Annotated in this window: 25 protein-coding genes; 11 read left to right on the top strand and 14 right to left on the bottom strand. The window is 74.0% G+C overall.

Features of this window, described 5'->3' with window-relative positions:
* Positions 1 to 72: 72 nt before the first annotated feature.
* Positions 73 to 672: a helix-turn-helix domain-containing protein gene (locus OG896_RS35710; protein WP_329372050.1), complete on the bottom strand. Its 600-nt coding sequence runs from the start codon at positions 670 to 672 to the stop codon at positions 73 to 75.
* Between the two features lie 84 nt (positions 673 to 756).
* Positions 757 to 1437 carry a maleylpyruvate isomerase N-terminal domain-containing protein gene (locus OG896_RS35705; RefSeq protein ID WP_329372049.1) on the bottom strand — a complete coding sequence of 227 codons (681 nt, stop codon included), beginning with the start codon at positions 1435 to 1437 and terminating at the stop codon, positions 757 to 759.
* Positions 1438 to 1526: 89 nt separating this feature from the next.
* Between OG896_RS35705 and OG896_RS35700 the strand changes: the two genes are divergently transcribed.
* Positions 1527 to 2231: an MBL fold metallo-hydrolase gene (locus OG896_RS35700; RefSeq protein WP_329372047.1), complete on the top strand. Its 705-nt coding sequence runs from the start codon at positions 1527 to 1529 to the stop codon at positions 2229 to 2231.
* A gap of 53 nt (positions 2232 to 2284) precedes the next feature.
* On the opposite strand, the gene OG896_RS35695 is transcribed toward OG896_RS35700, so the two are convergent.
* Complete coding sequence (locus OG896_RS35695; RefSeq protein ID WP_329372045.1) at positions 2285 to 3166, bottom strand: response regulator; 882 nt, start codon at positions 3164 to 3166, stop codon at positions 2285 to 2287.
* A 385-nt stretch (positions 3167 to 3551) separates the two neighbouring features.
* Here OG896_RS35695 and OG896_RS35690 point away from each other — a divergent pair, with 385 nt between their 5' ends.
* Complete coding sequence (locus tag OG896_RS35690; protein WP_443057280.1) at positions 3552 to 5210, top strand: sensor histidine kinase; 1659 nt, start codon at positions 3552 to 3554, stop codon at positions 5208 to 5210.
* Positions 5207 to 6466 carry a PP2C family protein-serine/threonine phosphatase gene (locus tag OG896_RS35685; RefSeq protein WP_329372043.1) on the top strand — a complete coding sequence of 420 codons (1260 nt, stop codon included), beginning with the start codon at positions 5207 to 5209 and terminating at the stop codon, positions 6464 to 6466. Before OG896_RS35690 ends, OG896_RS35685 begins: the two co-directional genes overlap by 4 nt.
* Here OG896_RS35685 and OG896_RS35680 read toward each other — a convergent pair.
* Positions 6406 to 6735 carry a DNA glycosylase AlkZ-like family protein gene (locus OG896_RS35680; protein WP_329372041.1) on the bottom strand — a complete coding sequence of 110 codons (330 nt, stop codon included), beginning with the start codon at positions 6733 to 6735 and terminating at the stop codon, positions 6406 to 6408. The genes OG896_RS35685 and OG896_RS35680 overlap by 61 nt on opposite strands.
* Before the next feature lie 197 nt (positions 6736 to 6932).
* Between OG896_RS35680 and OG896_RS35675 the strand changes: the two genes are divergently transcribed.
* Positions 6933 to 8060 carry a lipid II:glycine glycyltransferase FemX gene (locus tag OG896_RS35675; protein ID WP_329372039.1) on the top strand — a complete coding sequence of 376 codons (1128 nt, stop codon included), beginning with the start codon at positions 6933 to 6935 and terminating at the stop codon, positions 8058 to 8060.
* 98 nt (positions 8061 to 8158) lie between these two features.
* Here the strand turns inward: OG896_RS35675 and OG896_RS35670 are convergent, their stop codons facing one another.
* The 3 genes from OG896_RS35670 to OG896_RS35660 form a co-directional block, all read right to left on the bottom strand.
* Positions 8159 to 9364, bottom strand: coding sequence for a sialidase family protein (locus OG896_RS35670; protein WP_329372037.1), 1206 nt, complete (start codon positions 9362 to 9364; stop codon positions 8159 to 8161).
* Between the two features lie 204 nt (positions 9365 to 9568).
* Positions 9569 to 10486 (bottom strand): dihydrodipicolinate synthase family protein, encoded by a 918-nt coding sequence (locus tag OG896_RS35665; RefSeq protein WP_329372034.1) that lies wholly within the window; start codon positions 10484 to 10486, stop codon positions 9569 to 9571.
* A complete protein-coding gene (locus tag OG896_RS35660; RefSeq protein ID WP_329372032.1) occupies positions 10486 to 12081 on the bottom strand; it encodes a sialate:H+ symport family MFS transporter in 1596 nt (531 codons plus the stop codon). Before OG896_RS35660 ends, OG896_RS35665 begins: the two co-directional genes overlap by 1 nt.
* An 84-nt stretch (positions 12082 to 12165) precedes the next feature.
* Here OG896_RS35660 and OG896_RS35655 point away from each other — a divergent pair, with 84 nt between their 5' ends.
* From OG896_RS35655 to OG896_RS35640, 4 genes are all read left to right on the top strand, one after another.
* A complete protein-coding gene (locus tag OG896_RS35655; protein WP_329372031.1) occupies positions 12166 to 12912 on the top strand; it encodes a FadR/GntR family transcriptional regulator in 747 nt (248 codons plus the stop codon).
* 57 nt (positions 12913 to 12969) lie between these two features.
* Positions 12970 to 13605 (top strand): hypothetical protein, encoded by a 636-nt coding sequence (locus OG896_RS35650; protein ID WP_329372030.1) that lies wholly within the window; start codon positions 12970 to 12972, stop codon positions 13603 to 13605.
* A 143-nt stretch (positions 13606 to 13748) separates the two neighbouring features.
* Complete coding sequence (locus tag OG896_RS35645; protein WP_329372028.1) at positions 13749 to 14900, top strand: LacI family DNA-binding transcriptional regulator; 1152 nt, start codon at positions 13749 to 13751, stop codon at positions 14898 to 14900.
* 61 nt (positions 14901 to 14961) lie between these two features.
* The gene (locus OG896_RS35640) at positions 14962 to 15447 is read left to right on the top strand and encodes a GNAT family N-acetyltransferase (RefSeq protein ID WP_329374482.1); all 486 of its coding nucleotides are present in this window, start codon (positions 14962 to 14964) and stop codon (positions 15445 to 15447) included.
* Here OG896_RS35640 and OG896_RS35635 read toward each other — a convergent pair.
* The 3 genes from OG896_RS35635 to OG896_RS35625 form a co-directional block, all read right to left on the bottom strand.
* Positions 15426 to 16307 carry an acyl-CoA thioester hydrolase/BAAT C-terminal domain-containing protein gene (locus OG896_RS35635; protein WP_329372026.1) on the bottom strand — a complete coding sequence of 294 codons (882 nt, stop codon included), beginning with the start codon at positions 16305 to 16307 and terminating at the stop codon, positions 15426 to 15428. The two genes, OG896_RS35640 and OG896_RS35635, sit on opposite strands and share 22 nt — an antisense overlap.
* Before the next feature lie 28 nt (positions 16308 to 16335).
* Positions 16336 to 16902 carry a sugar O-acetyltransferase gene (locus tag OG896_RS35630; protein ID WP_329372024.1) on the bottom strand — a complete coding sequence of 189 codons (567 nt, stop codon included), beginning with the start codon at positions 16900 to 16902 and terminating at the stop codon, positions 16336 to 16338.
* 69 nt (positions 16903 to 16971) lie between these two features.
* Positions 16972 to 17592: a glyoxalase gene (locus tag OG896_RS35625; RefSeq protein ID WP_329372022.1), complete on the bottom strand. Its 621-nt coding sequence runs from the start codon at positions 17590 to 17592 to the stop codon at positions 16972 to 16974.
* Positions 17593 to 17768: 176 nt separating this feature from the next.
* Between OG896_RS35625 and OG896_RS35620 the strand changes: the two genes are divergently transcribed.
* Positions 17769 to 18299: a MarR family winged helix-turn-helix transcriptional regulator gene (locus tag OG896_RS35620; RefSeq protein ID WP_329372020.1), complete on the top strand. Its 531-nt coding sequence runs from the start codon at positions 17769 to 17771 to the stop codon at positions 18297 to 18299.
* Positions 18296 to 20050, top strand: coding sequence for an MFS transporter (locus OG896_RS35615; RefSeq protein ID WP_329372019.1), 1755 nt, complete (start codon positions 18296 to 18298; stop codon positions 20048 to 20050). Before OG896_RS35620 ends, OG896_RS35615 begins: the two co-directional genes overlap by 4 nt.
* 38 nt (positions 20051 to 20088) lie before the next feature.
* Here the strand turns inward: OG896_RS35615 and OG896_RS35610 are convergent, their stop codons facing one another.
* The 4 genes from OG896_RS35610 to OG896_RS35595 form a co-directional block, all read right to left on the bottom strand.
* Positions 20089 to 20466 (bottom strand): DUF427 domain-containing protein, encoded by a 378-nt coding sequence (locus OG896_RS35610; RefSeq protein WP_329372017.1) that lies wholly within the window; start codon positions 20464 to 20466, stop codon positions 20089 to 20091.
* A 59-nt stretch (positions 20467 to 20525) separates the two neighbouring features.
* Entirely contained in the window at positions 20526 to 22589 is a 2064-nt protein-coding gene (locus OG896_RS35605; RefSeq protein ID WP_329372015.1) for a translation factor GTPase family protein, read from the bottom strand.
* Between the two features lie 204 nt (positions 22590 to 22793).
* The gene (locus OG896_RS35600; protein WP_329372013.1) at positions 22794 to 23783 is read right to left on the bottom strand and encodes a patatin-like phospholipase family protein; all 990 of its coding nucleotides are present in this window, start codon (positions 23781 to 23783) and stop codon (positions 22794 to 22796) included.
* A 135-nt stretch (positions 23784 to 23918) separates the two neighbouring features.
* A complete protein-coding gene (locus OG896_RS35595; RefSeq protein WP_329372012.1) occupies positions 23919 to 24212 on the bottom strand; it encodes a hypothetical protein in 294 nt (97 codons plus the stop codon).
* 139 nt (positions 24213 to 24351) lie between these two features.
* Here OG896_RS35595 and OG896_RS35590 point away from each other — a divergent pair, with 139 nt between their 5' ends.
* Positions 24352 to 25020 (top strand): TetR/AcrR family transcriptional regulator, encoded by a 669-nt coding sequence (locus OG896_RS35590; protein WP_329372010.1) that lies wholly within the window; start codon positions 24352 to 24354, stop codon positions 25018 to 25020.
* Positions 25021 to 25034 lie beyond the last annotated feature (14 nt).

Genomic DNA, 25034 nt, shown 5'->3' with positions numbered 1-25034 from the left:
GGCCCCGGGGGGCGCCGCCGCCCCGCCGGGCCGGGTCGGCTCGGGCCCGGCTCGGCTCGGCTGGAGGCCGGATCAGCTCGGGTCGGGGACGGAGCGGGCCCGGAGATGGACGCGTTCGCCCTGCGGCCCGAACAGGGCGAGGAACTCCACCGGTCGGTCGCCGGCGTTGGCGAACCCGTGCGGGGTGCGGGTGTCGAACTCGGCGGCCTCCCCCGCGGTGAGGATCACGTCGCGGTCACCGAGCGCGAGCCGCAGCCGGCCGGAGAGCACGTACAGCCACTCGTAGCCCTCGTGGGTGCGCTGCTCCAGGCGGCCGTCCACGTCGGGACCGCCCGGCTGGACCGGCATGATCTGCTTGTACGCGTGCAGGCCGCCGAGGTAGTGGGTGAGCGGCACGAAGGTCTGGCCGTGGCGGGTGAAGGGCCGCGGGTGGACACGCGGGTCGCCGGTGGCGGGCGCGCCGACGAGTTCGTCCAGCGGGACGCCGTACGCCTTCGCCAGTGGCAGCAGCAGTTCGAGGGTGGGTTTGCGCCGGCCCGACTCCAGCCGGGACAGCGTGCTCAGCGAGATGCCGGTGGTCTCGGCGAGCTGGGCGAGGGTGAAGGCGCGGGCGTGTCGCAGGCTGCGCAGCCGCGGACCCACTCCGGCGAGGACTTCGTGCAGTTCGGCCATATCCCGTATGTGCCATTGCGGCAACATTCTTTGTCAAGTTCCGCCGCGCGGAACCCCGACGCCCGGCACTGCGGGAGCGCCGCGTCAGCCGAAGAGGGGGAAGCGGTCCGCGTCCGGGCCGAGCAGGCGGCGCTCGGCCGGGGTGAGGGGGGTACGGCCGGTGGCGGCGCGGGCGTAGTGCGCGTCGGTCCACTCGACGGGCACCGGGCGGCCGAGCAACCCGTCGAGGCTGGTGCGGGTGGTGGCCAGTCCGGCCGCCGAGGGCCCGGCAGCGCCGGGCAGGTCCGTGACGAGGTCGAGATGGTGGACGGTGGCCTCGATCGCCAGGGTGCGGACGAGGTCCGCGGCGGTCAGCGTGTGCCCCTGGGTGGCCACCAGCCCGCCGGGGTCGGCCGCCGCGGCCGCGTGCACGGCGGCGGCCGCCGTCTGCGCGTACAGCTCGCGCAGCCGGCCGAAGTCGAGGAACATGCTCGCGCTGACCCGCGCCCAGCGGCGGCCGTTCGCCGCGCCGGCGGTGCCCGGCTGCCAGCCCTGCCAGTACGTCACGGCGTCGCGGTCCGCGGGTCCGGGAGCCGGGGTGTGCAGGGCGACCAGGCCGCGCTGGGCGTCGGCGAGGCAGTGGAAGACCAGGTCGCGGACCGCCCAGCCGGTGCAGCCGGTCGGCTGCCACGACTCCCGCTCGCCGAGGTCCGCCAGCACCGCGGTGAACGCCCCGTACGCGGCGCGCAGCGCGTCCACCGCGGTCGTGTTCCGCTCGTCCGCCATCCGGCCACCCTACGGGGCCGCACGGAGTTCCCGGTGAGCCGTCGGCGAATGGCGACGCGCCCGCCGGGGCGGCCGTGCAGGCTGGACGCATGGATGTGATCGAGGTACTGCCGAGGCTGCGCATGCTCCGTTTCCCGGTGGGCGCGGCCTACTTGTGGCGCGACGACGACGGCGGGCTGACCCTGGTCGACGCCGGGACCGCGGACTGCGCGGAGGGGATCGGGAAGGTGCTCGACGGCGGGTTGCGGCGGATCGTGCTGACGCACTGGCACGAGGACCATACGGGTGCGGCCGCCGAACTGGCCGCCCGGCACGGCGCGGAGGTGGTGGCGCACCGTCTGGAGGCACCGGTGATCCGGGGGCGGGTGGCCGGATCACCGCCCGTGCTGGAGGAGTTCGAGGTGCCCATCCGGGCGGCCGTCCCGCCGCTGCCGCCGGCCCCGCCGTGCCGGGTGGACCGTGAGGTCGACGACGGCGACGTGCTGGACTTCGGCGGCGGGGCGGTGGTCGTGGCGGTGCCCGGGCACACGGACGGGTCGATCGCGCTCCATCTGCCCGGCCCCGGCGTTCTGTTCACCGGCGACGCGGTCGCCAACGCCGGCCGGACGATGCTGGGCGTCTTCAACACCGACCGCGCCCGGGCCGTCGCGTCACTGCACCGGCTCGCCGGACTGGACGCCGCCACCGCGGTCTTCGGGCACGGCGACCCGATCGCGCACGGCGCGGCGGCGGCCCTGCGGGCGGCGGCGGCAGCGGCGGCGGCAGCGGCAGCGGCAGCGACAGCGACGGAGTGACGGCGGGACGAGGGTCGGCGTTCCGCCCCCGCAGCCGCTCCCCAGCCTCGCGGCTACTCCTCCTCGCGGCTGGGGACGGTCGCGGTCTCCAGGAAGAACTCGTCGATGCGGCGCACCGCCTGGAGGAAGTCGTCCAGGTTGACCGGCTTGGTGACGTAGGCGTTGGCGTGCCGGCTGTAGGCGGCGGTGATGTCGTCGGGGGTGGAGGAGGTGGTCAGCACGACGACGGGGATCGGGCCGAGCTGCGGGTCGTCCTTGAGCACGCCGAGCAGCTCGCGGCCGTTCATCCGGGGCATGTTGAGGTCCAGGACGATCAGGTCGGGGCGCGGGTTGTCCGGCGAGCGGAGGTACTCCAGCGCGGTGATGCCGTCCGTGGCACGGGCGATGGAGCGGACCATGCCCTTGTCGTTCATGGCCTCCTCGATCAGCAGCGCGTCGGCGGCGTCGTCCTCGACGAGCAGGACGTGGTAGGAGCGGTTGGGCATGAGGGCGTTCACGAATGCGCTCCTGGAGGTCCGGGCGGGCAGGGGCCGGGTGGGTTGATCGGCGAGGAAGACCAGGCCGGGCCAGCGTCGGCGCGCGCCCTGGCGGGTGATGCCCCAGGCGCTGCCGAGTTCGGGGTAGCCGGCTCCCTGCCGGGCGGCGGCCGAAGCCGCTTGCGTGGCGCAGGAGTCGACGGCTCGTAGCAGATAGGACAGGGCGTGCAGCCGGGCCAGCGGTTCGACGGCCTGGCCTTCGGTGGTCTGGTGGTGGGCCGGGCCGCGCGGGGCGGCCCTGCCCGATCCGGTTCGGGTGTCGCCGAGGCGGCGTGTGCCCCGCCGGAGCGGTACGAACTCCTCCTCGGCGAGTCTGCGGGCGAGGTCCTCCACGGCGCGCTCTGCCAGCTCGGTGAGCCGGTCGTGTTCGGGTGGCAGGGAGGTTCGCTCGCTGGGCACTTGTGCACTCTATACGGGCGTGACCGTGATCGGACAACCCATGTTGTCCCACCAGTGTACTGTTGCCGCACTGCGACTGTTCGTGGTGCTAATTTTTTCGCTGACCGCCGCGCCCCGCGGCGGTCGACGTGTTCGACATGTTCGAGGAGCAGCCGTGGCCGGCGTTGTGCCGATACGCGACGACGGGCAGGATCGGTCGGTGCACACCGAGAGTTCGCCGCCGCAGCCGCAGCAGTCGGAGCCGGAGGCCGGGCCCGGCCCGACCGCCGCGACCGACCCGACCGCCGAACCCGACCCGCCCGCCGAGCCCGGGACACCGGGCCCGGGACACCGGGCCCGCGTCCGCCGGCCGGTCCAGGACGGCTGGACCACCCGCCGGTGGCTGGTGGTCGGCACCTGCGCCGCGCTCACCGTGCTGCTGGTGCTCGCACTCGCCGGCGGCTGGGTCTTCGCCCGCTCCTCCCGCCTCACCGACAACCTGGCCAACTCCGACACGCCCGCCCTGGTGGCCGCGGCGCAGCTGGAGGACACGCTGATCAGCCAGGAGACCGGCGTACGCGGCTACGGCATCACCGGGCAGCGGTCGTTCCTCCAGCCCTACAGCACCGGTCTGACCGACCAGCGCGAACACACCGCGGTCCTGCGGACTCTGCTCGCGCACGACAAGGGGGCGAACGCCGACCTGGACACGCTGCTGGCCCGCACCGAGGTGTGGCAGTCCCGGATCGCCCGCCCGATCGCGGCGGCCGCACCGGGCGCCCCGGTAGCGCTGGCGACGCAGCGGGCCGAGGAGGGCAAGCAGGAGTTCGACGCGGTACGGGCGGCCGCCGGCCGGCTGGAGCGGACGCTCGCCGAGCGGCACGACAAGGCCCGTGCGGACCTGCGGCGGGTGGACGCCGAGCGCGACTGGATCTTCGGCTTCATCGCGGCCGTCATCACCGTGCTCACCGCGCTGATCTTCGTCGGGCTGCGCCGTGGCGTGACCGGTCCGCTGGGCCGGCTCTCCGGTGACGTCAGGACGGTGGCCGACGGTGACTTCGGCCACCAGGTGGCGGCGACCGGCCCGGCCGACGTCCGCGCGCTGGCGGTGGACGTGGAGTCGATGCGCGTGCGCCTGGTGGAGGCGCTGGCGTTCAGCGACACGGTGCGCGGCCGGCTGGACGAGCAGGCGGCCGATCTTCGGCGCTCCAACGCGGAGTTGGAGCAGTTCGCGTATGTCGCCTCGCACGACCTCCAGGAGCCGCTGCGGAAGGTGGCGAGCTTCTGCCAGCTCCTCCAGCGCCGTTACGCCGACCAACTCGACGACCGCGCCGGGCAGTACATCGAGTTCGCGGTCGACGGCGCCAACCGGATGCAGACGCTCATCAACGACCTGCTCGCGTTCTCCCGGGTGGGGCGGGTGCACGCCGAGTCCACCGCGGTGGACCTGGAGACGCTGTACACCAGGACCACGGACTCGCTGAGCCTCGCGGTCGAGGAGTCGGGCGCCGAGCTGACCCACGACCCGCTGCCGGTGGTCAGCGGCGACGCCACCCAACTGGGCATGCTGCTGCAGAACCTGCTCTCCAACGCGATCAAGTTCCGCGCCCCGGACCGCCCGCCGCGCATCCACCTGTCGGTGGCGCCGGACGGCGAGGAGCGGTGGGAGTTCGCGGTGACCGACAACGGGATCGGTATCGCGCCGGAGTTCGCCGAGCGGGTGTTCGTGATCTTCCAGCGGCTGCACACCCGCGACGCCTATCCCGGCAACGGCATCGGCCTGGCGCTGTGCAAGAAGATCGTCGACTTCCACGGCGGCGACGTCCGGATCGACGCCGACCATTCCCCCGGCACGCGGATCGTCTTCACGCTCCCGCGCCGCGCGGAACAACCGGCGCCGCAACCGGAAGCGGAGACGCAGGCGGCAGCGGAGACGCAGGCGGGTCCGGAGTCGCGGTCGGTGCGGGCCTCGCTGCCGGCGCAGTCGGAGCCGCAGCCGGAGTCGGAGCCGGAGTCGGAGTCGGACGGCGACAAGGACGCGGGAACGTCGGGAGCGGGGCTGTGACCGGTGACAACGCGGCCGTGGACGCCGCGTCCAGAGCACCGCAGTCCGCCGAGACGTACCGCGTGCTGCTCGTCGAGGACGATCCCGGGGACGCCCTGCTGGTCGAGGAGTACCTCTCCGACACCACGCTGAACGTACGGCTGCACTGGGCGCAGACCCTCGCCGACGCGATGGGGCGGATGGCGCAGGAGGCACCCGAGTGCATCCTGCTCGACCTGCACCTGCCGGACGCCTCCGGGATCGGCGCCGTGCACCAGGCCCAGGCGGCCTGCCCGTCGTCGGCGATCATCGTGCTGACCGGACTCGCCGAGAGCCGGGCCGGCGCGGACGCGGTCGCCGCCGGGGCGCAGGACTACCTGGTGAAGGGCACGGTCACCGGCGAGCTGCTGGACCGCGCGATCCGGTACGCCGTGCACCGCAAGCACGCCGAGCAGACCGCCGCGCGACTGCGGCTCAACGAGCAGCGCGCGCAGGAGAACCAGCGGCTGGAGCGGGGCCTGCTGCCGGTGCCGATGCGTACCGGGACCGCGGTGGCCACGGCGTCCTGCTACCTGCCGGGCCGCGAAGGCGCCCTGCTGGCCGGGGACTTCCTCGATGTGGTGGAGACCCCCGACGGGACCGTGCACGCGGTGATCGGCGACGTCAGCGGGCACGGCCCGGATGCGGCGGCGATCGGGGTGTGCCTGCGTATCGCGTGGCGCACGCTGGTGCTGAGCGGGCACCGGGACGCGGACCTGCTCGGGGTGATCGAGCAGATCCTCGTCGCGGAACGGACCACGTCGTCGATGTTCGCGACGGTCGCGACGCTGTCGCTGACGCCCGCCACGGACGGCGCCGGCTGCCGGGTGGAGGTGACGCTCGCCGGGCACGACGCGCCGCTGCTCATCGAGGCAGGCGGGGACGGGGACGGCGAGGCCGGTGCGGGCACGGCAGGCGCCCGACTCCCGCGCCGCACCAGCCAGATGGCCGCGCTCCCGGGCATCGCGCTCGGCCTGGTACCCGGTCTCGCGGACTGGCGGACCACCGAGTCGGAACTGCCCGGCAGCGGTTCCCTGCTGCTGTTCACCGACGGGCTCACCGAAGGCCATGTCGGCGCCGGCGGCGAACGCCTCGGCACCGAGGGCCTGGTGGCGTTGGTCGACGCCGCTCCCCCGCTCTCGGGCCGCCCGTTCGTCGACCATCTCGCCACCACCGCTCAGGAGATGGACGCGGGTCGGCACCTCGACGACATCGCGGTGCTGCTGCTCACCTGGTAACGGAGGAGCGCGAACCTGACCCGCGGGCGCGCACCCGCACGCCCGCGGGCCCAGACCTTCACCACCGTGTGGCCGGGTCGGCCCCGCCGGCTCGCCCGCGGGGTGCCGCGCATGGCGGCGCGGCAGGCCGCGTAGTCCTCGGCGTGGACGGCGTGCAGGGTGATCCGCATCAGGCTCGCCTTGACGATCCGGCGGTCCGCGAACGCCACGTCCATGTGCCGCCGTTCGAGCGGGAGTTGGCGATCCGAGGTGTCCGGGGTGAGCGCCACGCGGTGAGGCTCGTGCCGCCGCCGGCCTGCGGAACGGCGCCCTCCGCCCGGCCGGCGCACCGATCAACCGTTCGATTGCGCCCCGGCCGCCACCGGGCCGACCCGTCCTGGCCGTCGTACGCTGCGAGCACCGGCGCGACACGTTCACGCGCGGCCCTTCTTCGAGGCCGCGCAGGCGAAGGGCGGCTGACTTTCCGATGGCATCGACGACCTACACCGTTGCACCGATCAGCGCACGGCAGCACCTGGACTTCGTGGCGGAGCGGGGCACCGCGAGCCATATGCAGGTGCCGTCGTGGGGCGGGGTGAAGCCGGACTGGCGGGCGGAGAGCCTGGGGTGGAGCGACGACCAGGGGCGGCTGGTCGGGGTGGGCCTGGTGCTGTACCGGCCGCTGCCGAGAGTACGGCGGTCGCTGGCGTACCTGCCGGAGGGCCCGGTGATCGACTGGCACGCCGACGACCTGGACCGGTGGCTGGAGCCGCTGGTGGCGCACTGCAAGGCGCAGGGCGCGTTCGCGGTGCGGGTGGGCCCGCGGGTCGAGGCGCGGAGCTGGGACGCGGATGCGGTCAAGGCGGCGATCGCCGACCCCGGTGTCACCCGGTTGGGCGAGGCCGAGCCGACGTGGCAGGACCCGCGGGCGGGCGAGGTGCAGGCGCGGCTGCGGGCGGCGCGCTGGCGGCCGGCCCGGACCGGCGCGGACGGCTTCGGGGCGGGCCAGCCGCGGTTCGTGTGGCGGCTGCCGGTCGGGGGCCGGGCGCCGGAGGACATCCTGCGCGGCTTCAGCCAGCAGTGGCGGCGCAACGTGAAGAAGGCCGAGAACGCCGGCGTCAAGGTGGTCCGCGGCGACGCCTCCGACCTGCCGGAGTTCCACCGGCTCTACGTCGAGACCGCGCAGCGCGACGGCTTCGTGCCGCGCCCGCTGACCTACTTCGAACGGATGTGGGGCGCGCTGACGGCGGAGGACCCGGACCGGATGCGGCTGTACCTCGCCTCGCACGACGGCGACGTGCTGTCGGCGGCCACGATGCTGACGGTCGGCGGGCACGTCTGGTACTCCTACGGGGCCTCCACGGTCATGCGCCGCGAGGTGCAGCCGAACAACGCGATCCAGTGGCAGATGGTGCAGGACGCCTGCGAACTGGGCGCGTCGGTCTACGACTTCCGCGGCATCACGGACACCGTGGCGGAGTCCGACCCGCACCTGGGGCTGCTGCGCTTCAAGTCCGGTGCGGGCGGCGAGGCGTGCGAGAACATCGGCGAGTGGGACTTCCCGGTCAACCGGGTGCTGCACCGCGCGCTCGACGCCTACCTGTCACGGCGCTAAGGAGCGCGGGCCGGCCCGCGTACGAATACGGGGCAGGTCCGCGCACGGATACGGTGCCGGCCCGCGTACGGATACGGGCACGCGGGTCTCCCGCCCGGTCACGGCCGCAGCGCGCGCAGTGGCAGCCGGGCGAAGGCGATCCGGTCGTACGCGGTGGCCGTGCCGGTCTCGTAGAGCAGGCCGACCTCGTCGGGGCCGGTCTGCACCAGGTCGCTGTAGCCGGCCGGGAGCCCGCTGAGGGTGTGGACGGATGTCCAGGTGCGGCCGCCGTCGGTGCTCGCGCGGACCGCCATGTCCGCGCGGGCGTCGGGGTCGGCGGGCCCGGCGAACAGCAGTGGCCCGGCGGCCGGTTGCAGCAGGCTGCCCTGCACGACCGGCCCGGCCAGCCCCACTTGGGGCGCGTACGGCTCTTCCAGTCGCGCGCCGCCGTCACGGCTGCGGGCGTCGACCCGGACGCCCGGGGCGGTGCCGTTCTGGTCGCGGGCGTTGAAGTACAAGGTGCCGTCGGGAAGTTGGGCGACCGCGGTCTCGTTGGCGTTGACCACGCCGTCCGGGGTGTCGTCCACGAAGCCGATCCGCCAGGTGGCGCCGCCGTCGTCGCTCAGCAGGCAGTGGCCGCCGTAGTACTTCGCCTCGGTGCCGACGTCCGTGGAGCCGGCCGGGGGCGCCGTCGAGTGGTTGGCGGGCGCCACCAGCCGGCCGCGGTACCGCCCGGTCTCCAGCGCGATCGCGTGGCCCGGGCCGGTGGCGTACCAGCGCCAGTCCGGGTGCTTCGTGGTCGCGGTGATCTCCCGCGGCGGGCTGAACGTCTGCCCGTCGTCCGTACTGTGCTGCACCCACACCCGGCGGCCGTCGGCCGCGGACGCCTGGCCGGACATGATCTCCGCCTCCGTCACTCCGGCACCGTTCGTGCAGGTCAGCAGGGTGATGTGGCCGGTGCGCGGGTCGACCACGGGGGCGGGGTTCCCGTGCGTGTTCGTGCCGTCGCCGGCGACCACCGCCTGCGCGGCCCAGGTGCGGCCCCCGTCCGCCGACCGCTTTGCCACGACCACGGTCGTCGCGCTGTCCGAACTGCCGCTTCTGGCCTCGGCGAACGCCACGAGGGTGCCCCGCGCGGTGCGGACCACGGCCGGGATGCGGTACACGGCGTAGCCGTCGGCGCCCGAGGTGAACACGGTCGTCTCCGGCGCCGGTGTGGTCGCGCCGCCTTCCGAGGCGGCCACCGCCTTCGTGGACACCCCGGCCAGGCTGAGCGCTCCCGCGGCGAGCGGCAACACGATGAGTCTGCGACGGCTGAACGGCATGCTGACGGCCTCCTGTTGTACGTGGCACTGACGTGATGACGTTTCCTGGCGCCCCGGTGGCCGGCTTGCCGGTCACCCCGCGGGAGAACGGCCACCCTCCAAGGAGCGCGGGGAACTGCGCGACAAGCCGCAGCGCACCGCAAGGTGACCGAACCACCGCGAGGGACACTCACCGAGGCGGAGTCGTGCGAGCGGGCGGTCCCGTTACCGGACGGCCCCCAAGCCCGCAGCGGCGAGGTGGGCTGTGATCGCGGCGAGCTCGTCCGGGGTGAGGGGGAGCAAGGGCGCCTGGGTGCGGCCGGACCGGATGACGCCGCGGGAGGCGAGCGCCGCCTTGAAGGCGCCGAGCGCCGCGGACATCCGCCCGATCCTCCCTTGGTCGGGAATCCCGATGATGCCGAACAGCTCGGTGAGCCGCCGCTGTTCGGCCCGCGCGGCGGCATGGTCGCCGCGCCGGGCCGCTTCGTACAGCCGCACGTATCCGTGCGGATCGACGTTGCCGAGCCCGGGCACGATCCCGTCCGCGCCGCGCGCCATCGCGAGGTCGGCGAGCGTCTCGGAGCCGGTCAGGCAGCCCGCGCCGCTGCCGGCGGTGCCGTCCAGCACCCGCTGGAAGCCTTCGAGGTCGCCGGAGGAGTCCTTGACGGCCGCGATCACCTTGTCCTGCGCGAGGCTCACCAGCAGCGCGGAGGGCAGCTTGAAGCCGGTGTTGGCGGGGATGTCGTACGCGACCAGCGGCAAGTCGAGGGCCGCGTGCAGGAGTTCGTAGTGGGCACGCACCTCGGGCTCGGCGACGCCGACGTAGAAGGGCGCGGTGACCACCACCGCGTCGGCGCCGATCGCCTTGGCGCGCCGGGCGTGGTCCAGCACCCGCAGGGTCCCGGTGTCGATCGCGCCGGCCAGCACGGGAACCTGCCCGGCGGCGGTGGCGACCACCGTACGCAGGGCGATGTCCCGTGCGGTGTCGGTCAGTTGGGCGATCTCCCCGGTGGAGCCGCCGACGAACAGGCCGTGCACGCCGGCGTCGAGCTGGAACGCGGTGAGGCGTTCCAGCGACGCGGTGTCCACCTCCCCGTCGTCGGTCAGCGGGGTGCACAGGGGAGGGACGACTCCGTGGAACATCAGGTCCTCTTCGCGGTGTTGGGTTGGGCCGGTGCGGCGGGCGCGCCGGATTGGTGCCCCGGGCCCGCGCCCGCGCCCGTACCGGGGCCGGATGCGGGACCCACGTCGGATGCGGCGCCCGGGTCCTGACCCGCGGCCGGGTTCGGCGCGAACACCCCCTCCTGCTGCCCCTCACGCGGCGGCAGCCCGGCGCGTTCGGCACGGCGGTCGGCGGCGCGCTGGACGCGGACCGGCACGTTGAATCCGACCAGCAGGACGACCAGGGCGGTGAGCGCCACGCCGAGCACGGCGATGGAGGTGCCGAGGCTGAGCGGCTTGGCGAGCTTGGCGCCGAGGACGGGGGCGGCGGCGCCGCCGAGCGCGCCGACGTTGTAGCTGAAGCCGAGCGCGGCGGCCCGCATGTCCAGCGGGTAATGGTCGCTGACGTACTTCGGCAGCACCCCGGAACCGCCCGAGCCGGTGCCGACCAGCATGAACAGCAGCACCCACATCCACACGGTGTGGCCGGAGCCGAGCGCGAAGACGGGCACGACGAAGACGAGCGAGGCGGTCAGCATCCCGGTGTACGCGATCCGGGTGCCGAACCGGTCGCCGAGGTAACCGCTGAGCACGCAGCCGACCGCGTAGCCGCAACCGGCGTACAGCAGCGCGTTGGACACCTGGTCCGGGCTGTAGTGCAGCGAGGTCTTGAGGTAGGTCGGCAGCAGCGCCTGGAGCGGCCAGGAGTACAGGAACGCGCAGAACACGGTGACCATCAGCGCGACCACCACCGGCCACAGGCGTCCGGCGAACTGGACGGTCAGCGCGACGAAGCAGGCGGTGATCACGGCGACCAGCGCGAGGGTGACCGGCATGTTCTGGCCGCGCAGCACCACCACGAGGGCGACGGCGACGGCGAGGCACAGCACCACGTTGACCAGCCGTCTGCGGCCGCCGGAGAACAGGACGGCGGTGGCGCTGACCGGGCGCCGGCCGGAGTCGGCGGCCTCCTTCCACTCGGTGGCCTCCGGGAGCCTGCGGCGCAGGTATATCGCGAGGACGACGGGCAGCACGCCGATCCAGAACAGCACCCGCCAGCTGCTGTGCGGCACGACCCACGCGTAGACCTTGGCGGCGAGCACACCGCCGAGCGGGTAGCCGGACAGGATCATGCCGCTGGCGGTGTTGCGGAGCTTCTTCGGCCAGCTCTCGATGAGGTAGGTGACGCTGGTGCCGTACTCGCCGGCCATGCCGAGGCCGACGACCATGCGGAACGCGAACAGCGACCAGTAGCCCCAGGAGAAGCCGCAGAGCACCGAGCCGACGGCGTACAGGGCGATGCTGAGCACCATCGCCGGGCGGCGGCCGAAGCGGTCGCCCAGCGCGCCGATGGCCAGGCCGCCGAACCAGCGGGAGACGAAGGCCGCGGACACCAGGGTCGCGGCCGTGACCGTGGAGAGGTGGAAGTCGTGCGAGATCTCGGTGAGGACCAGCGTGATGAGGACGAAGTCGAAGCCGTCCATCGCGTAGCCCAGCCAGGCCGCGGAGAACGCCTTCCAGTCCTGACGGGACAGTTCCGCACGCCAACGCAGCGGTGGTGCTTGTGAGTAGCTCATGCGGCTCGCATCCTCGGGAGCGGGTGAACGGTGAGGTTGGACGTGGGACGTCCGACGTCCTACGGTCCAGGTAACCTAGGCGCCATGGCAGCGCAGCGCAAGCCCCCCGTACCGGAGATCTCGCCGCCGGCCCGAGGCCGGCGACCCACCGTGCAGGACCAGATCACCGACCTGATCGTCGAACTGGACCTCGACCCGGGCGACCCGCTGCCCGCCGAGCCGGAGCTGATGCGCACCCTCGGGGTCAGCCGGAACTCCGTGCGCGAGGCGCTCAAGGGCCTCCAGGCGCTCGGCATCGTCGACATCCGGCACGGCTACGGCACGTACGTCGGCACCGCGCAGGTGCTGTCCATGGCGCCCGGGCTGCTCTTCCACTCCCGGCTCGCGGTGCGCCGCGAGAACCCCGGCGCGCTGCGCGACATCGTGGAGGTCCGCGCGATGCTGGAGAGCGGGCTGATCAGGCGCTCGGCCCTGGAGCTGACCGCCGCCGATCTCGACCGCCTCCAGGCCGAGTTGGACGCGCTGGCCGCCGACGGGGCGCCCGGCCGCGCCGACCACGACCGGCGCTTCCACGAACTGCTCTACGAGCCCCTCGGCAACACGCTCGCGCTCCAGCTCATCGCGCTGTTCTGGGGGGTGTACCGGCAGCTCGAACACGAGGTCGGCAAGCCGCGCACGGACCACGACCAGGTCGTCCGCCAGCACCGCAGGGTCCTGGACGCGCTGCGCTCCCGCGACCCGGGCGCCGCCGCGGACGCCATCGCCGAGCACTTCGCGGACGTCACCGCCCGCACCGACCGCTGGGCGGCGGAGCCGGCCCGACCGGCGTGACAGCCGTGCCGCCGCGGCTGCCGGGTGACTGTCGGTGGTGCGTCGTAGGGTCGGTACATGGGTGATCACGGAGCGTACGAACCCGACGGCGACGGTCCGCGGTGCGCGTGGTGCGCCGCGTCGCCCGGCGTGTGGGTGCACCGGTTGGACCCGGACCGCTCCCGGCACCGGGTGTACGGCAAGGAGCACATCTGGGCGCAGGAGCTGGCGCTGTGCGAGCGGTGCGAGGAGCTGTTCCTCGCGGGTGCGGACGAGGCGCTGGTCGCGGCCCACGAACGGACCTGGCAGCGCACGGCCCAGGATGTCGACGAAGGGGTCCGCGCACCCCTGGCCGCGCTGCGCCGGGCCGACCTCGGCGACCCCGTCCACCGCTCGCGCTGGCTGCCGCCCGGCGCCGCCGAACTCATCGCCCAGGGGTTCGCCCCCGCGGAGGAGCTGACCGGCAGCCCGACGGTGCCGCAGGCGTGGCCGGCCGCCCACCGCCGCACCCTCCCCGACACCCGCCCGGACCGGCTCACCGACCCTTACGTGCTGCTCCGCTCCCCCTGGCCCGGCACCCCGGTCCGCGACGTCCTCACGCTGCTCTGGCAGTGGCTCGAACCCCAGCACTACCCTGACGGCGACGCCGGCGCCTGGGAGCGCGACCGCATCCATACCTACCTCAGCCAGGCCGGCCCTCCCCCCTCCCCGTAGCCCCGGACGACCAGGGTCACGGCACGGGCCCAGGGGACGCCCGGTGCGCCACCGTGTGTAACGCGTTGAAACGCCGCCGTGGGCCTGGTGGGCTGATACGGGACGGCGTTAGGCTGCGCGGGTGAAACGGGAGGGTGTAACGCGTGGCTAGCGCGAGCGGGGGCAAGGCGACGGTCCGGGCGATCGCCGCCGAGGCGGGCGTGTCGATCGCGACGGTCTCGCGGGTGATGAACGGACATGTACGGGTCGCGCCCGACACCGAGAGCCGGGTGCGGCGGGCGGTGGCCCGGCTGGGCGCGCAGGCCCCGGCCCGGCGCGGCAGCGCGACCGGCGCGATCTACGTCCGCTGCCCGTACGTCCTGACCGACTACTTCGGGGTGATCGTCTCCTCGGTCGCCGAGACGCTGGACCTGCACGGGCGCCGCCTGGTGCTCAGCGCGGGAGACGCGGCGCGGACCGCCCAGGTCCTGCCCGGGCTGCCGGACGACCCGGGCATCGCCGGCGCGATACTGATCGTGCCGCCCGAGCCCGAAAGGGAGTTGGAGGCGCTGCGCGCGAAGGACTTCCCGTTCGTGGTGATCGACCCGCGCACCCCGCTGCCCCGGGACATCGCGTCGGTGTCGGCGGCGAACCTCACCGCCGCCCGCAGCGTCTCCGCGCACCTGGTGGAGTTGGGGCACCGCAGGATCGGGGTGATCGGCGGGCCGGGCGACTGGCTGGCCGGCAAGTCCCGTCTCGCCGGGCACACTTCGGCGCTCGCGGACGCGGGCGTGCTGCCGGCCCCCGAGCTGATCCGCTCCATCGAGCCCACCGCCGACTGGGGTTACGCCGCCGCCTGCGAACTCCTCGACCTTCCCGAACGCCCCACCGCCCTGGTCGCGTTCAACGACAAGGCCGCCGTCGGCGCGCTGCGGGCGGCATACGAGCGGGGCCTGCGGGTGCCGGAGGAGCTGTCGATCACCGGCTTCGACGACATCGATCTGAGCCGCAGCACCGTGCCGCGCCTGACCACCGTCCGCCAACCCCTGGAGGAGATGGGGCGGATGGCGGTCTCCCTGCTGATGCGGCTGCTGGAGCAGCACACCGTGGACACGCTGCATGTGGAGCTGGCCACCCAGCTCGTCCTGCGCGGCTCCACCGGGCCGGCACCCGGAAGCCCGGGAGGTCCCCGAAGCCCCGGAGACACGGGCGGAACGGGCAGCACGGGCAGCACCGGCAGCGCGGCGAGCGCGGGCAGCACCGACGGCGCGGCCGGCACCGAGCACCCGAACGCCCCGGACAGCCCGGCGCGTTGAGACGAGAGGAGGCCGGGGGCCGGGCCGGACACGGCGCCGCACCCCCCATCCACCCATGCCCATCCCACGACTCCAGTTGCTCCGCCCCGACCACGCCCCCGCGGTGCTCGCCTTCGAGCGGGAGAACCGCGCGTACTTCGCGGCATCGGTGCCCGACCGGGGGGACGCGTTCTTCGCCGAGTTCGACGCGCGGTTCGCGCAACTGCTCGCCTATCAGGCCGCCGGGACCGACTACCCGCACGTGCTGGTGACCGCGGACGGCGAGGTGGTCGGCCGGGTGAACCTGATCGAGGTGGACGCCGACGGCTCGGCGGAGCTGGGCTACCGGATCGCGCAGAAGGCCGCCGGGCAGGGCCTGGCCACCGCGGCGGTGCGCGAGGTACGCGGCCTCGCCGCCACCTCCTACGGACTCGTCACGCTGCGCGCCCGGGTCACCCACGACAACCCGGCCTCGCGCGCCGTCCTCGAACACAACGGCTTCACCCCCGTCGCCGCCCTGACCCTCAACGGCAAACCGGCCACGTCCTACCGCTGCGCCCTGGAGTGACCCGGGCGCGGGCCGTGGAGGGCGTCGAGGATGCGCGGCCAGGCGGCAGCGCCCAGCAGCGCGTCGGCCTGCGGGGTGCCGCCGTAGGCGAAGTGCGGGGAGGGCCGGGCCGGGAGCTCGCCCGGGAAGACCGGGCGATGGCCCGCGTCCGGCCGGGCGACCAGGCGCACCGTGGCGCCTGCCGCGCGGCGCCGCACGGCCAGCCGTTCCGCGAAGGGCAGAGAGGGCCACATCGCGTCGTCCCCACCGGCCACGAGCAGCACGTCGGCCCGGGCGCGCTCCACCGGGATGTCGGCCGCCGGGAGCAGGTGCGGATACGTACGCTCGCTGAGCTCGTACCAGCCCCTGACCGCGACGGGTCCTGAACTCCCTTCGGGGGGAGCCCAGTTGTCGTCCATCGGGACGAATGGCAGCGGGCGCCCCCGCCACGTCCAGGACGAGCGGTACGGCTGCTGCCGGCCGTCGGCGCCGGGGCCGACGTTGCACCAGACCCGCGAGGTGGGCGACAGCGCGACGACCACGTCCACCTGGGGTTCGTACACCGCGGTCAGCAGGGCCGCTTCGGCGCCCTTGGACAGGCCCAGGACGCCGACGCGCCGCGCGCCGCCGGCCCGGAGCAGGCCGACGGCCGCGGTGAACGTCTCCAGCGGGATCTCGCAGATCCCCGGTGGCTGCCCCGGGCCGCCGAACCAGCGCAGCGCCAGCGCCCGCACGCCCTGCCGGGCCAGCACGCGCGCCCGCTCCCGCTCGACGCGCCCGCTGGAACCGCCCAGCACCACGACGCCGACGTCGCTGCCTCCGCGCGGGCCGACCAGCACCCCTTCGTACGGGTCGGTCAGCTCCTGCTCCTCGACGTCCATCAGCGGGCGCCCTCGGCGCGGCTCCGGCTCACGCCTCGACGGTGCCGGCCAGGCGGCGGATGACGCGGGCCGGGCTGCCGACCGCGAGGACGCCGGAGGGGAGGTCCTTGGTGACGACCGAGCCGGCGCCGACCACGGTGTCGGCGCCGATGGTGACGCCCGGGCAGACGATCACCCCGCCGCCGAGCCAGACGTTGTCGCCGATGGTGATCGGCAGGGCCTTCTCCCATCCGGCGCGGCGCCGCTCGGTGTCCAACTCGTGGGTGGGTGTGAGCAGTTGGACGTTGGAGCCGATCTGCACGTCGGCGCCGACGGTGATCGGGGCCGCGTCGAGGAAGACCGCGTTGAAGTTGACGAAGGTACGCGCGCCGATGCTGATGTAGCTGCCGTAGTCGCACTGGAACGGCGGGCGGATGCCCACCCCTTCGCCGACGGAGCCGAGCATCTCGCGCAGCGCCGCCTGCCGCCGCTCGGGGTCGGTCGCCGTGTTGAACACCCGGCACAGCTCCTCCCGCCGCCGGGAGTCCGCGCCCAGTTCCTCGTCGTCGGCGATGTACCACTCGCCGGCCAGCATCAGCTTCTTGTTCTCACCCATGGGCCCCAGTCTGCCTTCCCCCGTCCCGTGCGCTCCAGGGGTTTGGGGCCTCGATGCCCGGCCGCCGCCTCAGCGCGAGGCGGCCTGCTCCCAGACGAAGCCGTCGGGGTCGGTGAAGGCGCCGCGGTCACCGCCGACGACGGCGAGGCGGTGCGATCCGGTGCCGTCGGGGGCGACGCCGGCGTCCTTGGCGAGGGCGCCCCGGCCGTACAGCGCCAGCTTGACCGGGCTCGACGGCGCCGCGAACTCGACGTACTTGCGGCCGAAGCTCTTGCCGACGGTCAGGCCGTGCTCGACGTAGAACTCCTTGGTCGCCTTCACGTCCTCGACGCCGAGCAGGAGCACGACCTGGTCGACGTCCCGGGTGGCCGGGCCCTTGTCCTTCTTCTCCGAGGTCGCGATCTTCCACAGCGTCCCGTCGGGGGCCCGGACGACGCCGCCGTAGCCCCAGAACGACTTGGCGGCCGGCTTCACCGCCGTGCCGCCGGCGCCGACCGCGGCATCGACGAAGCCGTCGACGGTGGCCGGCCGCGCCACCGTGAGCGACAGCGTGAACCCCCGGAAGCCGGTCGTGGGGGCTTCGGCGGCCCTGACGCGGACGCGGTCGCCCAGGCCGAAGGCGGTGGAGTAGAAGTTCTCGGCGGCGGCGGGGTCCTCCGCCTCGATGATCACGGATTCGATGGAAGTCATGATGCGAAGTTATCCGCGGCCTGCCGACCCCCGCTTCTCGATTCCTGACCGGTCTGCTCCATTCGGCTCCCTTGCGTTCGGCGCCGGCCGGCCGGCTTCCTTCCGGTCGCGCCCGGACCGGATCGGTGGCCGATGGGGATATTCATCAATCAGGCTTATCAGTTACCCTTACTTTCGTGACCGAGGAACCGAACTCCCATGACACGGCCGCCGCCCTGCTGGACGGACTCGGCCTGCTGCTGCGGCGGATGCGCCAGATACGGATGGGCCCGGGCGAGCCCAGCGGCCCCGAGCGCACCGCCCTGGCGCGGCTGGACCGCGGCGGACCGGCGACCTCCGCGGAACTCGCCCGGCGGGAGCAGATCTCGCCGCAGTCCATGGGCGCTACCCTCGCGGCGCTCCAGGCCCGCGGCCTGGTCGAGGTGACGGCCGACCCGCAGGACGGGCGGCGCAAGGTGCTCTCCGTCAGCGAGGACGGGATGCAGGTGCTGCGCGACAAGCGCAGCGCGCGCACGGAGCTGGTCGCGGGCGTCCTCGACGCGCGGTTCGACCGCACCGAGCTGGCCCAACTCGCCACGGCTGCACCGCTGTTGCTCAGGCTGGCCGAGCATGTCATACCGCCCGACGCGGACCCGTCGGGCGACGCGGACACCGGCTCCGCCACCCGCTCCGCTTCCGGCACCGCCACCCACGGGACGGACCGATGAGCGCCGCCGCGCCCGCGCCCGGGGCCAAACCGGCGGGCGACCGCTACAAGTGGGCGGCGCTCACCAACACCACCGCCGCCGTCTTCATGTCCTCCCTCGACGGCTCGATCGTCCTCATCGCGCTGCCCGCGATCTTCAACGGCATCCACCTGGACCCGCTGGCCCCCGGCAACATCGCCTACCTGCTGTGGATGATCATGGGCTACCGCCTGGTGCAGGCGGTCCTGGTCGTCACCGTCGGCCGGCTCGGCGACATGTACGGGCGGGTACGGATCTACAACGCGGGCTTCACGCTCTTCACCTTCGCCTCCGTGCTGCTGTCCTTCGATCCGTTCGACGCCGAGCACGGCGCGATGTGGCTGATCGGCTGGCGGCTGCTACAGGCCGCCGGCGGCTCGATGCTCACCGCGAACTCCGCGGCGATCCTCACCGACGCGTTCCCGCGCGAGCAGCGCGGCTTCGCACTGGGCATCAACCAGGTCGCCGGACTGGCCGGGATGTTCATCGGGCTGGTGGCCGGCGGTCTGCTCGCGACGTGGGACTGGCGCGCGGTGTTCTGGGTGAACGTACCCGTCGGTGTCTTCGGCACCCTGTGGGCGCGGCGCAGGCTGCGCGAGACCGCCGGGCGCGGCGGCGGACGGATCGACTGGTGGGGCAACGTCACCTTCGCGGTGGGCCTGAGCGCGGTGCTGGTCGGCGTCACCTACGGCCTCCAGCCCTACCGCGGTCACACCATGGGCTGGGCGAACCCGATGGTGCTGGCTCTGATCATCGGCGGGGTGGTGCTGCTGGCGGCCTTCGTACTGGTCGAGAGCCGCGTCGCGTCCCCGATGATCCAGCTCAGCCTGTTCCGGCTGCGCGCGTTCACCGCGGGCAACCTCGCCGGGCTGGCCATCTCCATCGGCCGCGGCGGCATGCAGTTCGTGCTGATCATCTGGTTGCAGGGCATCTGGCTGCCGCTGCACGGCTACGACTACTCCCGCACACCGCTGTGGGCCGGCATCTTCATGCTGCCGCTGACCGCGGGCTTCCTGCTCGCCGGGCCGGTGTCGGGGTACCTGTCGGACCGGTTCGGCTCACGCGGGCTCGCCACGTCCGGCGCGCTGCTGTTCGGGGCGAGCTTCCTCGGGCTGATGTGCCTGCCGATCGACTTCGACTACTGGGTGTTCGCGCTGCTGATCGCGCTCAACGGGATCGCGAGCGGGATGTTCGGCTCCCCGAACTCCTCCTCGATCATGGGCAGCGTGCCCGCGCACCTGCGCGGCGTCGCCTCCGGTATGCGCGCGACCTTCCAGAACTCCGGCACCGCCGTGTCGATCGGGGTGTTCTTCTCCCTGATGATCGCGGGCCTCGCCGGCAACCTGCCGCACACCCTGACCGCCCACCTCCAGCAGAACGGGGTGCCGCACGCCGCCGCCGCGCAGGCAGGCTCGCTGCCGCCGGTCGCGTCGCTGTTCGCCGCCCAGTTGGGGGTGAACCCGGTCGCCCACCTGCTCGGCCCGAGCGGGGTGCTGCCGAAGCTCACCCCGGAGCAGCGGCACGCCCTGACCGGCCGCGAGTTCTTCCCGCATCTGATCTCCGGGCCGTTCCACTCCGGCCTGACGATCGTCTTCCTCTTCGGCGCGGCTCTGGCCGTGCTGGCCGCGATCGCCTCCCTGCTGCGCGGTGGCCGCGACGAGCCCGGCACCGGGCAGCAGGGAGAGCAGGGGACGTCGACCGCCGAGGGCACGGCCTCCGCCCGGGCGTCCTGACCGCGCTCGGGCGTGAGCCGGCTCCGGAGCGAGCCGGCTCAGGCGTCCTGAAGCTGCTCGACCTCGACGTGCTTCGGGTAGAACGCCACGTGCCCGGCGATCGCGCCGACCGCGTCGTACGGCTCGCGGTAGGTCCACACGGCGTCGGCGATCGTGTCGTCACCGGTGACCAGCGAGTAGTAGGACGCGTCGCCCTTGTACGGGCAGTACGTGCTGCTGTCGGTGGGGGTCAGCGCGTCGGCTGCCACGTCGGCGAGCGGGATGTACTGGACGGCGGGGTAGTCGGCCTCCTGAAGGGTGAGGGCGCGGGTGGTGTCGGCGACGACCTTGCCGCCGGCGCGCACCACGACGCGGGCGGCCGTCGGCTCGACGGTGATGGGGTGGTCGGGGCCGGGCGTCTTGACGGGGCGTACCATGAGGACTCCAGAACTCCAGACGGATGGACCGGGCTTCTTCCTTCGACAACCCCGGGCGGTCAGCCGCCATTCCCGCCGAACCCGGACAGCCGGCGCTGCACCTGGAGCAGGTACTCCTTGCGGTTCAGCGGGTTGTGGTCGGTGCGCGGCCGCTCGGGCACCCGGCCGGTGACCGGCTGGTAGTGGTGGAAGGCGCTCTCCAGGACCCCTTCGCCGCGGGTCAGGGTCGGCAGCTGCTGCTCCAGGTCGTGCACCCGGGCGGCGGGGATGTCGCCCTCCAGTTCGTATCCGCCGTCACGCGCCGTGGGGGTGCGGGGCGCGGCCCCGAGCCGGGCGAGCGCGGGCAGCATCGTGCCGAGCGCGTCGGCGGGCAGGTCGAGGCGGAAGCGGTGCATCGGCTCGTGCACGGTGGTGCCCGCCTGCCGCAGCGCCGCCAGCAGCACCAGCGGGGTCACGCCGCGGAAGTCCGCGCCGGTGCTGGACATGCTCTTGTCGAACGTGGCGTGGGCGTGGCTCTGCCGCGGGCTGTAGCCGGAGTGCGTCATGGTGACCACGCAGTCGGTGACCCGCCAGCCGTACAGCCCCTGCTCCAGCGTCCGGCGCACCGTCTCCTCGACCGCGGCGAAGAACGCGTACGGCATCGCGCCCAGTTCCACGCCGAGTCGGAACCGCACCCCGCTGCCGACCGGTGCGGGCTCGACCCGCAGGCCGACCGTGGCCAGGAACGGGTTGCCGTCCTTCCCGTTGTACTCGACGGCCTCGCCGGTGCCGACCGGGCGCTCGATGTGCAGGGTGGTGGTCTGCCGGAAGTCGACGGCGAGCCCGAACTCGTCGGCCAACGTGGCCTGGATGACCTCCTTCTGCACCTCGCCGTAGAGCGACACCGCGATCTCTCGGCGCTGTTCGTCCCGGCGCAGGTCGATCAGCGGGTCCTGCTCGGCGAGTTGGGCCAGCGCGGCGTGCAGCGCGCCGCGCTCGGCGGGGCACCGGGCGCTGACGACGGTCTCCAGCGACGGTGGCGAGAAGTGCCGCTGCCGCTCATGGCCGGCGGGCGCCGCGCCGACGGTGTCGCCGATCCGTACCTCGCCCAGGCCCCAGATCCGGGCGATCCGGCCGGCCGGGACGCTGTCCCGCCGGGTGTCGGTGCCCGCGTCGAAGACGCTGATCGCGGTGACCTTGCCCGCGCCGGCCTCACCGGCCTCGCCGACTTCGCCGCCCGCGCGGTGCACCGGCAGCCGGTCGCGGGTGCGTACGGTGCCGGCCGTCACCTGGACGTAGGCGATCCGTTCGCCGGCCGCGCCGCGCTCCATCTTGAAGACGCTGCCGGCCACCGGTGCGGCCGGGTCGGGGCGCCGGGCGGGCAGCAGTTCGGCGATGCCGGCGATCAGCGCGTCGGTGCCGGCGCCGGTGACCGCGGAGCCGGCGTACACCGGGTGCACCTCCGCGGCGGCGGTCTGCTCGGCGAGCGCGGCGCGCAGCCGGGCGTGGTCGACGGCCGTCTCGTCGCGGACGTACGCCGCGAGCAGCCGGTCGTCGCGGCGGGAGAGCAGGTCGGCCAGCCGGGCGTCGAAGCCGGGGTCGGCGGCGGTGTACGGCAGCGCGGCGGCCTGCCGCGTGCCCTGGTCGCGGGCTCCGACCATCGGGACGATGTCGGGGGTGAGGCGGTGCGCGACGGCGTCGAGAGTCCGGTCGAGGTCGGCGCCGCGCCGGTCGAGCTTGTTGACGAAGATCAGCGTGGGGATGCGCAGCCGGCGCAGGGTGCGCATCAGGATGCGGGTCTGCGGCTGGACACCCTCGACCGCGGAGACCACCAGCACCGCCCCGTCGAGCACGCCGAGCACCCGCTCCACCTCGGCGATGAAGTCGGGGTGGCCGGGGGTGTCGATCAGGTTGACGTCGGTGCCGCCGAGCGCGCCGGGCAGCGTGAACGACACCACGGCCGACTTGATGGTGATGCCGCGCTGCTTCTCCAGGGCGAGGGAGTCGGTGGTGGTGCTGCCCTGGTCGACGCTGCCGATCTCGTCGATGACACCGGCGGCGTACAGCAGCCGTTCGGTCAGGCTGGTCTTACCGGCATCGATGTGCGCCAAGATGCCGAGGTTGAGCGAGGGGAGCGATTGCACGAAGCGTCATGTCCTCGAGGTCGGGGGTGTGTCCTGACTGAGCCGGCATGACGGAACCGCGCATGATCATCGCTCCTGGGGTCGGTGTGCTGTTTCGGTTACCGGCCGATCACAGCAGAGCCGCCGGACGGCGGCAACGTGTTTTCCGGGTGCCGCGGACCCCCGCCCGCGGCGCGGCGCATCGGCCCGTACCGCTCCCGCCGCTCACACCCCCGCGCCGTTCCCACCACCCGCGCTGCCCGCACCGCCCAGCAGCACGGCGGCGACGTCACCCGCTCGGGCGATTCCCTGCGCCCGGCCCGCCTCGGCCGCGGCCGGACGGCGCGCGGGGTCGAGGGGGTTGTGGCCGAACGCCCGGCGGGCGGCGGCGTCGGGGGTGAGCAGCAGCGTGCGCACTCCGGTCCGGGCCAGGGCGGCGGTCTCCGCGGCGGCACCGGGGTGCGGGCCGGGCACGTCGGGGATGGGGGCGAGCACCACGGCCCGGGCGTGGCCCATGGCGAGGGCCGGGTTGGCGCCGGAGCGCACCCCGCCGTCGATCCAGTGCCGGCCGCGCGCGGCGATCGGCGGCCAGATCCCGGGCACCGCGCCGGACGCGGCGACCGCGCGGCGCAGTTCGACCCCGCTCGCCCGGTCGAAGTACCCCGTCTCGCCGCTGTCCGCGTCGACCGAGGCGATCCGCAGCGGGCGTTGCGGCCACGCGGCGGCCGGGAGCAGCCGGCCGATCTCGGCGAGCACCTCCTCCTCACCGGTCCGTACGGCACCGCGCCCGAACCGGCCGAGCCGGCGCGCGGAGCCCGCGGAGGAGCGGCTGCCCAGCGCGGCCCACAGATAGCGGGCGGTCAGCGCGAGGCCGATGCGCAGGTCGGGAGAGTACGCCGTCCCGTCGGTCTCCTGCGCGAACAGGTCGTCCGGCCGCTCCCCCGCGGTGATCCGCGCGCCGAGCACGGCGCCGGCGGACGTGCCGACGACCAGGTCCGCCGCCGTCAGGTCGCACCCGGCGTCGGCCAGGCCCTTCAGGACACCGATCTCCCAGGCCATCGCGGTGAACCCGCCCCCGCCGAGCACCAGCGCGGTGCCGTGCCCGCCGTCGGGCGCGTCGGGTGCGGCGGGTGCGTCGGGTGCGGCAGCACCTTCGGGCGCGTCGGCTGTGTCGGGCGCGGCCGGCGAGTCGGGCGCGTCAGGACCTTCGGACATGGAGAACCCCGTTCCTGTGTCGAGCGGCAGCGCTTCGGACCTTTAAACGGGGAGTACTCCCCGTTTTCCGAGCGACGGTAGCAGCCGCGCCAGCGGTGGCAACGCCCGCCCTGCCAGGCCCACTTCGGGCGTGGGTCAGCCCAGCAGGACCGGCAGCGAGGCCAGCCCCCTGAGCAGGGCGCCGGTGCGCCAGGCCACAGCGGCCGGGTCCACGTCGAGGGCGAGGCGCGGGTGTTGCTCGAAGAGGACGCGCGGTGCGATCGCCGCCTCCGCGCGGGACGGCGGCGCACCCGGGCAGTGGTGGACGCCGTGCCCGCAACCGAGGTGGACGGGAGGGGCGCGGGGCCGGGCGGTTCGACCGCGGGCGGCGCAGCGTACGGGCAGGTCGCGGGCTCCTCCGAACGGACCGCGCCCCGGCCGCGCCGACATCGGGCCGCCCTCCGCGTCGGCCCGCCACAGCACACGGCCGCCACAGCACAGGGCCGCCACAGCACACGGCCGCCACGGCACCGGACCCTCGCCGCGGCCGGCCCCCGCCCGCCCGGATCGCCTCGGGTACGGTGCCGGTATGGACCGCACCCGCCCGTACGGATCGCCGCAGGCCGAAGCGGCGCCGCGGCGGCGGGATGCCGCGCGCAACCGGGAACTGCTGCTGGCGGCCGCGCACGCGGTCTACGCCGAGCACGGCGTGGAGGCGCCGATCGACGTGATCGCACGGCGGGCCGGGGTCGGCAACGCCACCCTCTACCGGCACTTCCCCGACCGGGGCGCGCTGGTGGAGGAGGTCTTCCGCGAGGCGCTGGGGCGCATCCGGGAGCAGGGCGAGCGGGCCAGGACCGCCGAGGACGCCTGGGCCGGGCTGTGCGGCTACCTCGACGCGGTCTTCGGCATGCTGGCCGCCGATCGCGGTGCCAACGACCTGATGACGACCGGGCTTTCCGGTGTGCCGTCGCTCGACGCGCTGCACGCGCACAACCGCGAGACGCTGGCTGTGCTGCTGGGCCGGGCCCGGGCCGACGGCACCGTCCGCCCGGACGCCACCACGGAGGACCTGCTGCTGGGCCTGCTGGCGCTGGGCCGCGTCGTCCCCGCGCTGGCCTCCGTCGAGGCCGGTGCCTGGCGCCGCCCGCTCGCCCTGCTCCTGGACGGTCTGCGGTCACGGACCGGAGCAGACCTGCCAGGGCCGCACTTGACGGAGCGTCAATTCGCTTCCGTGCTGGCCGACTTCCGCACCTGACCGGCGGGCGCGGC

This window comes from Streptomyces sp. NBC_00669, assembly GCF_036226785.1.
In the GTDB taxonomy this organism is placed as follows: domain Bacteria; phylum Actinomycetota; class Actinomycetes; order Streptomycetales; family Streptomycetaceae; genus Actinacidiphila.
This window is presented reverse-complemented; position numbering and strand designations above follow the sequence as displayed.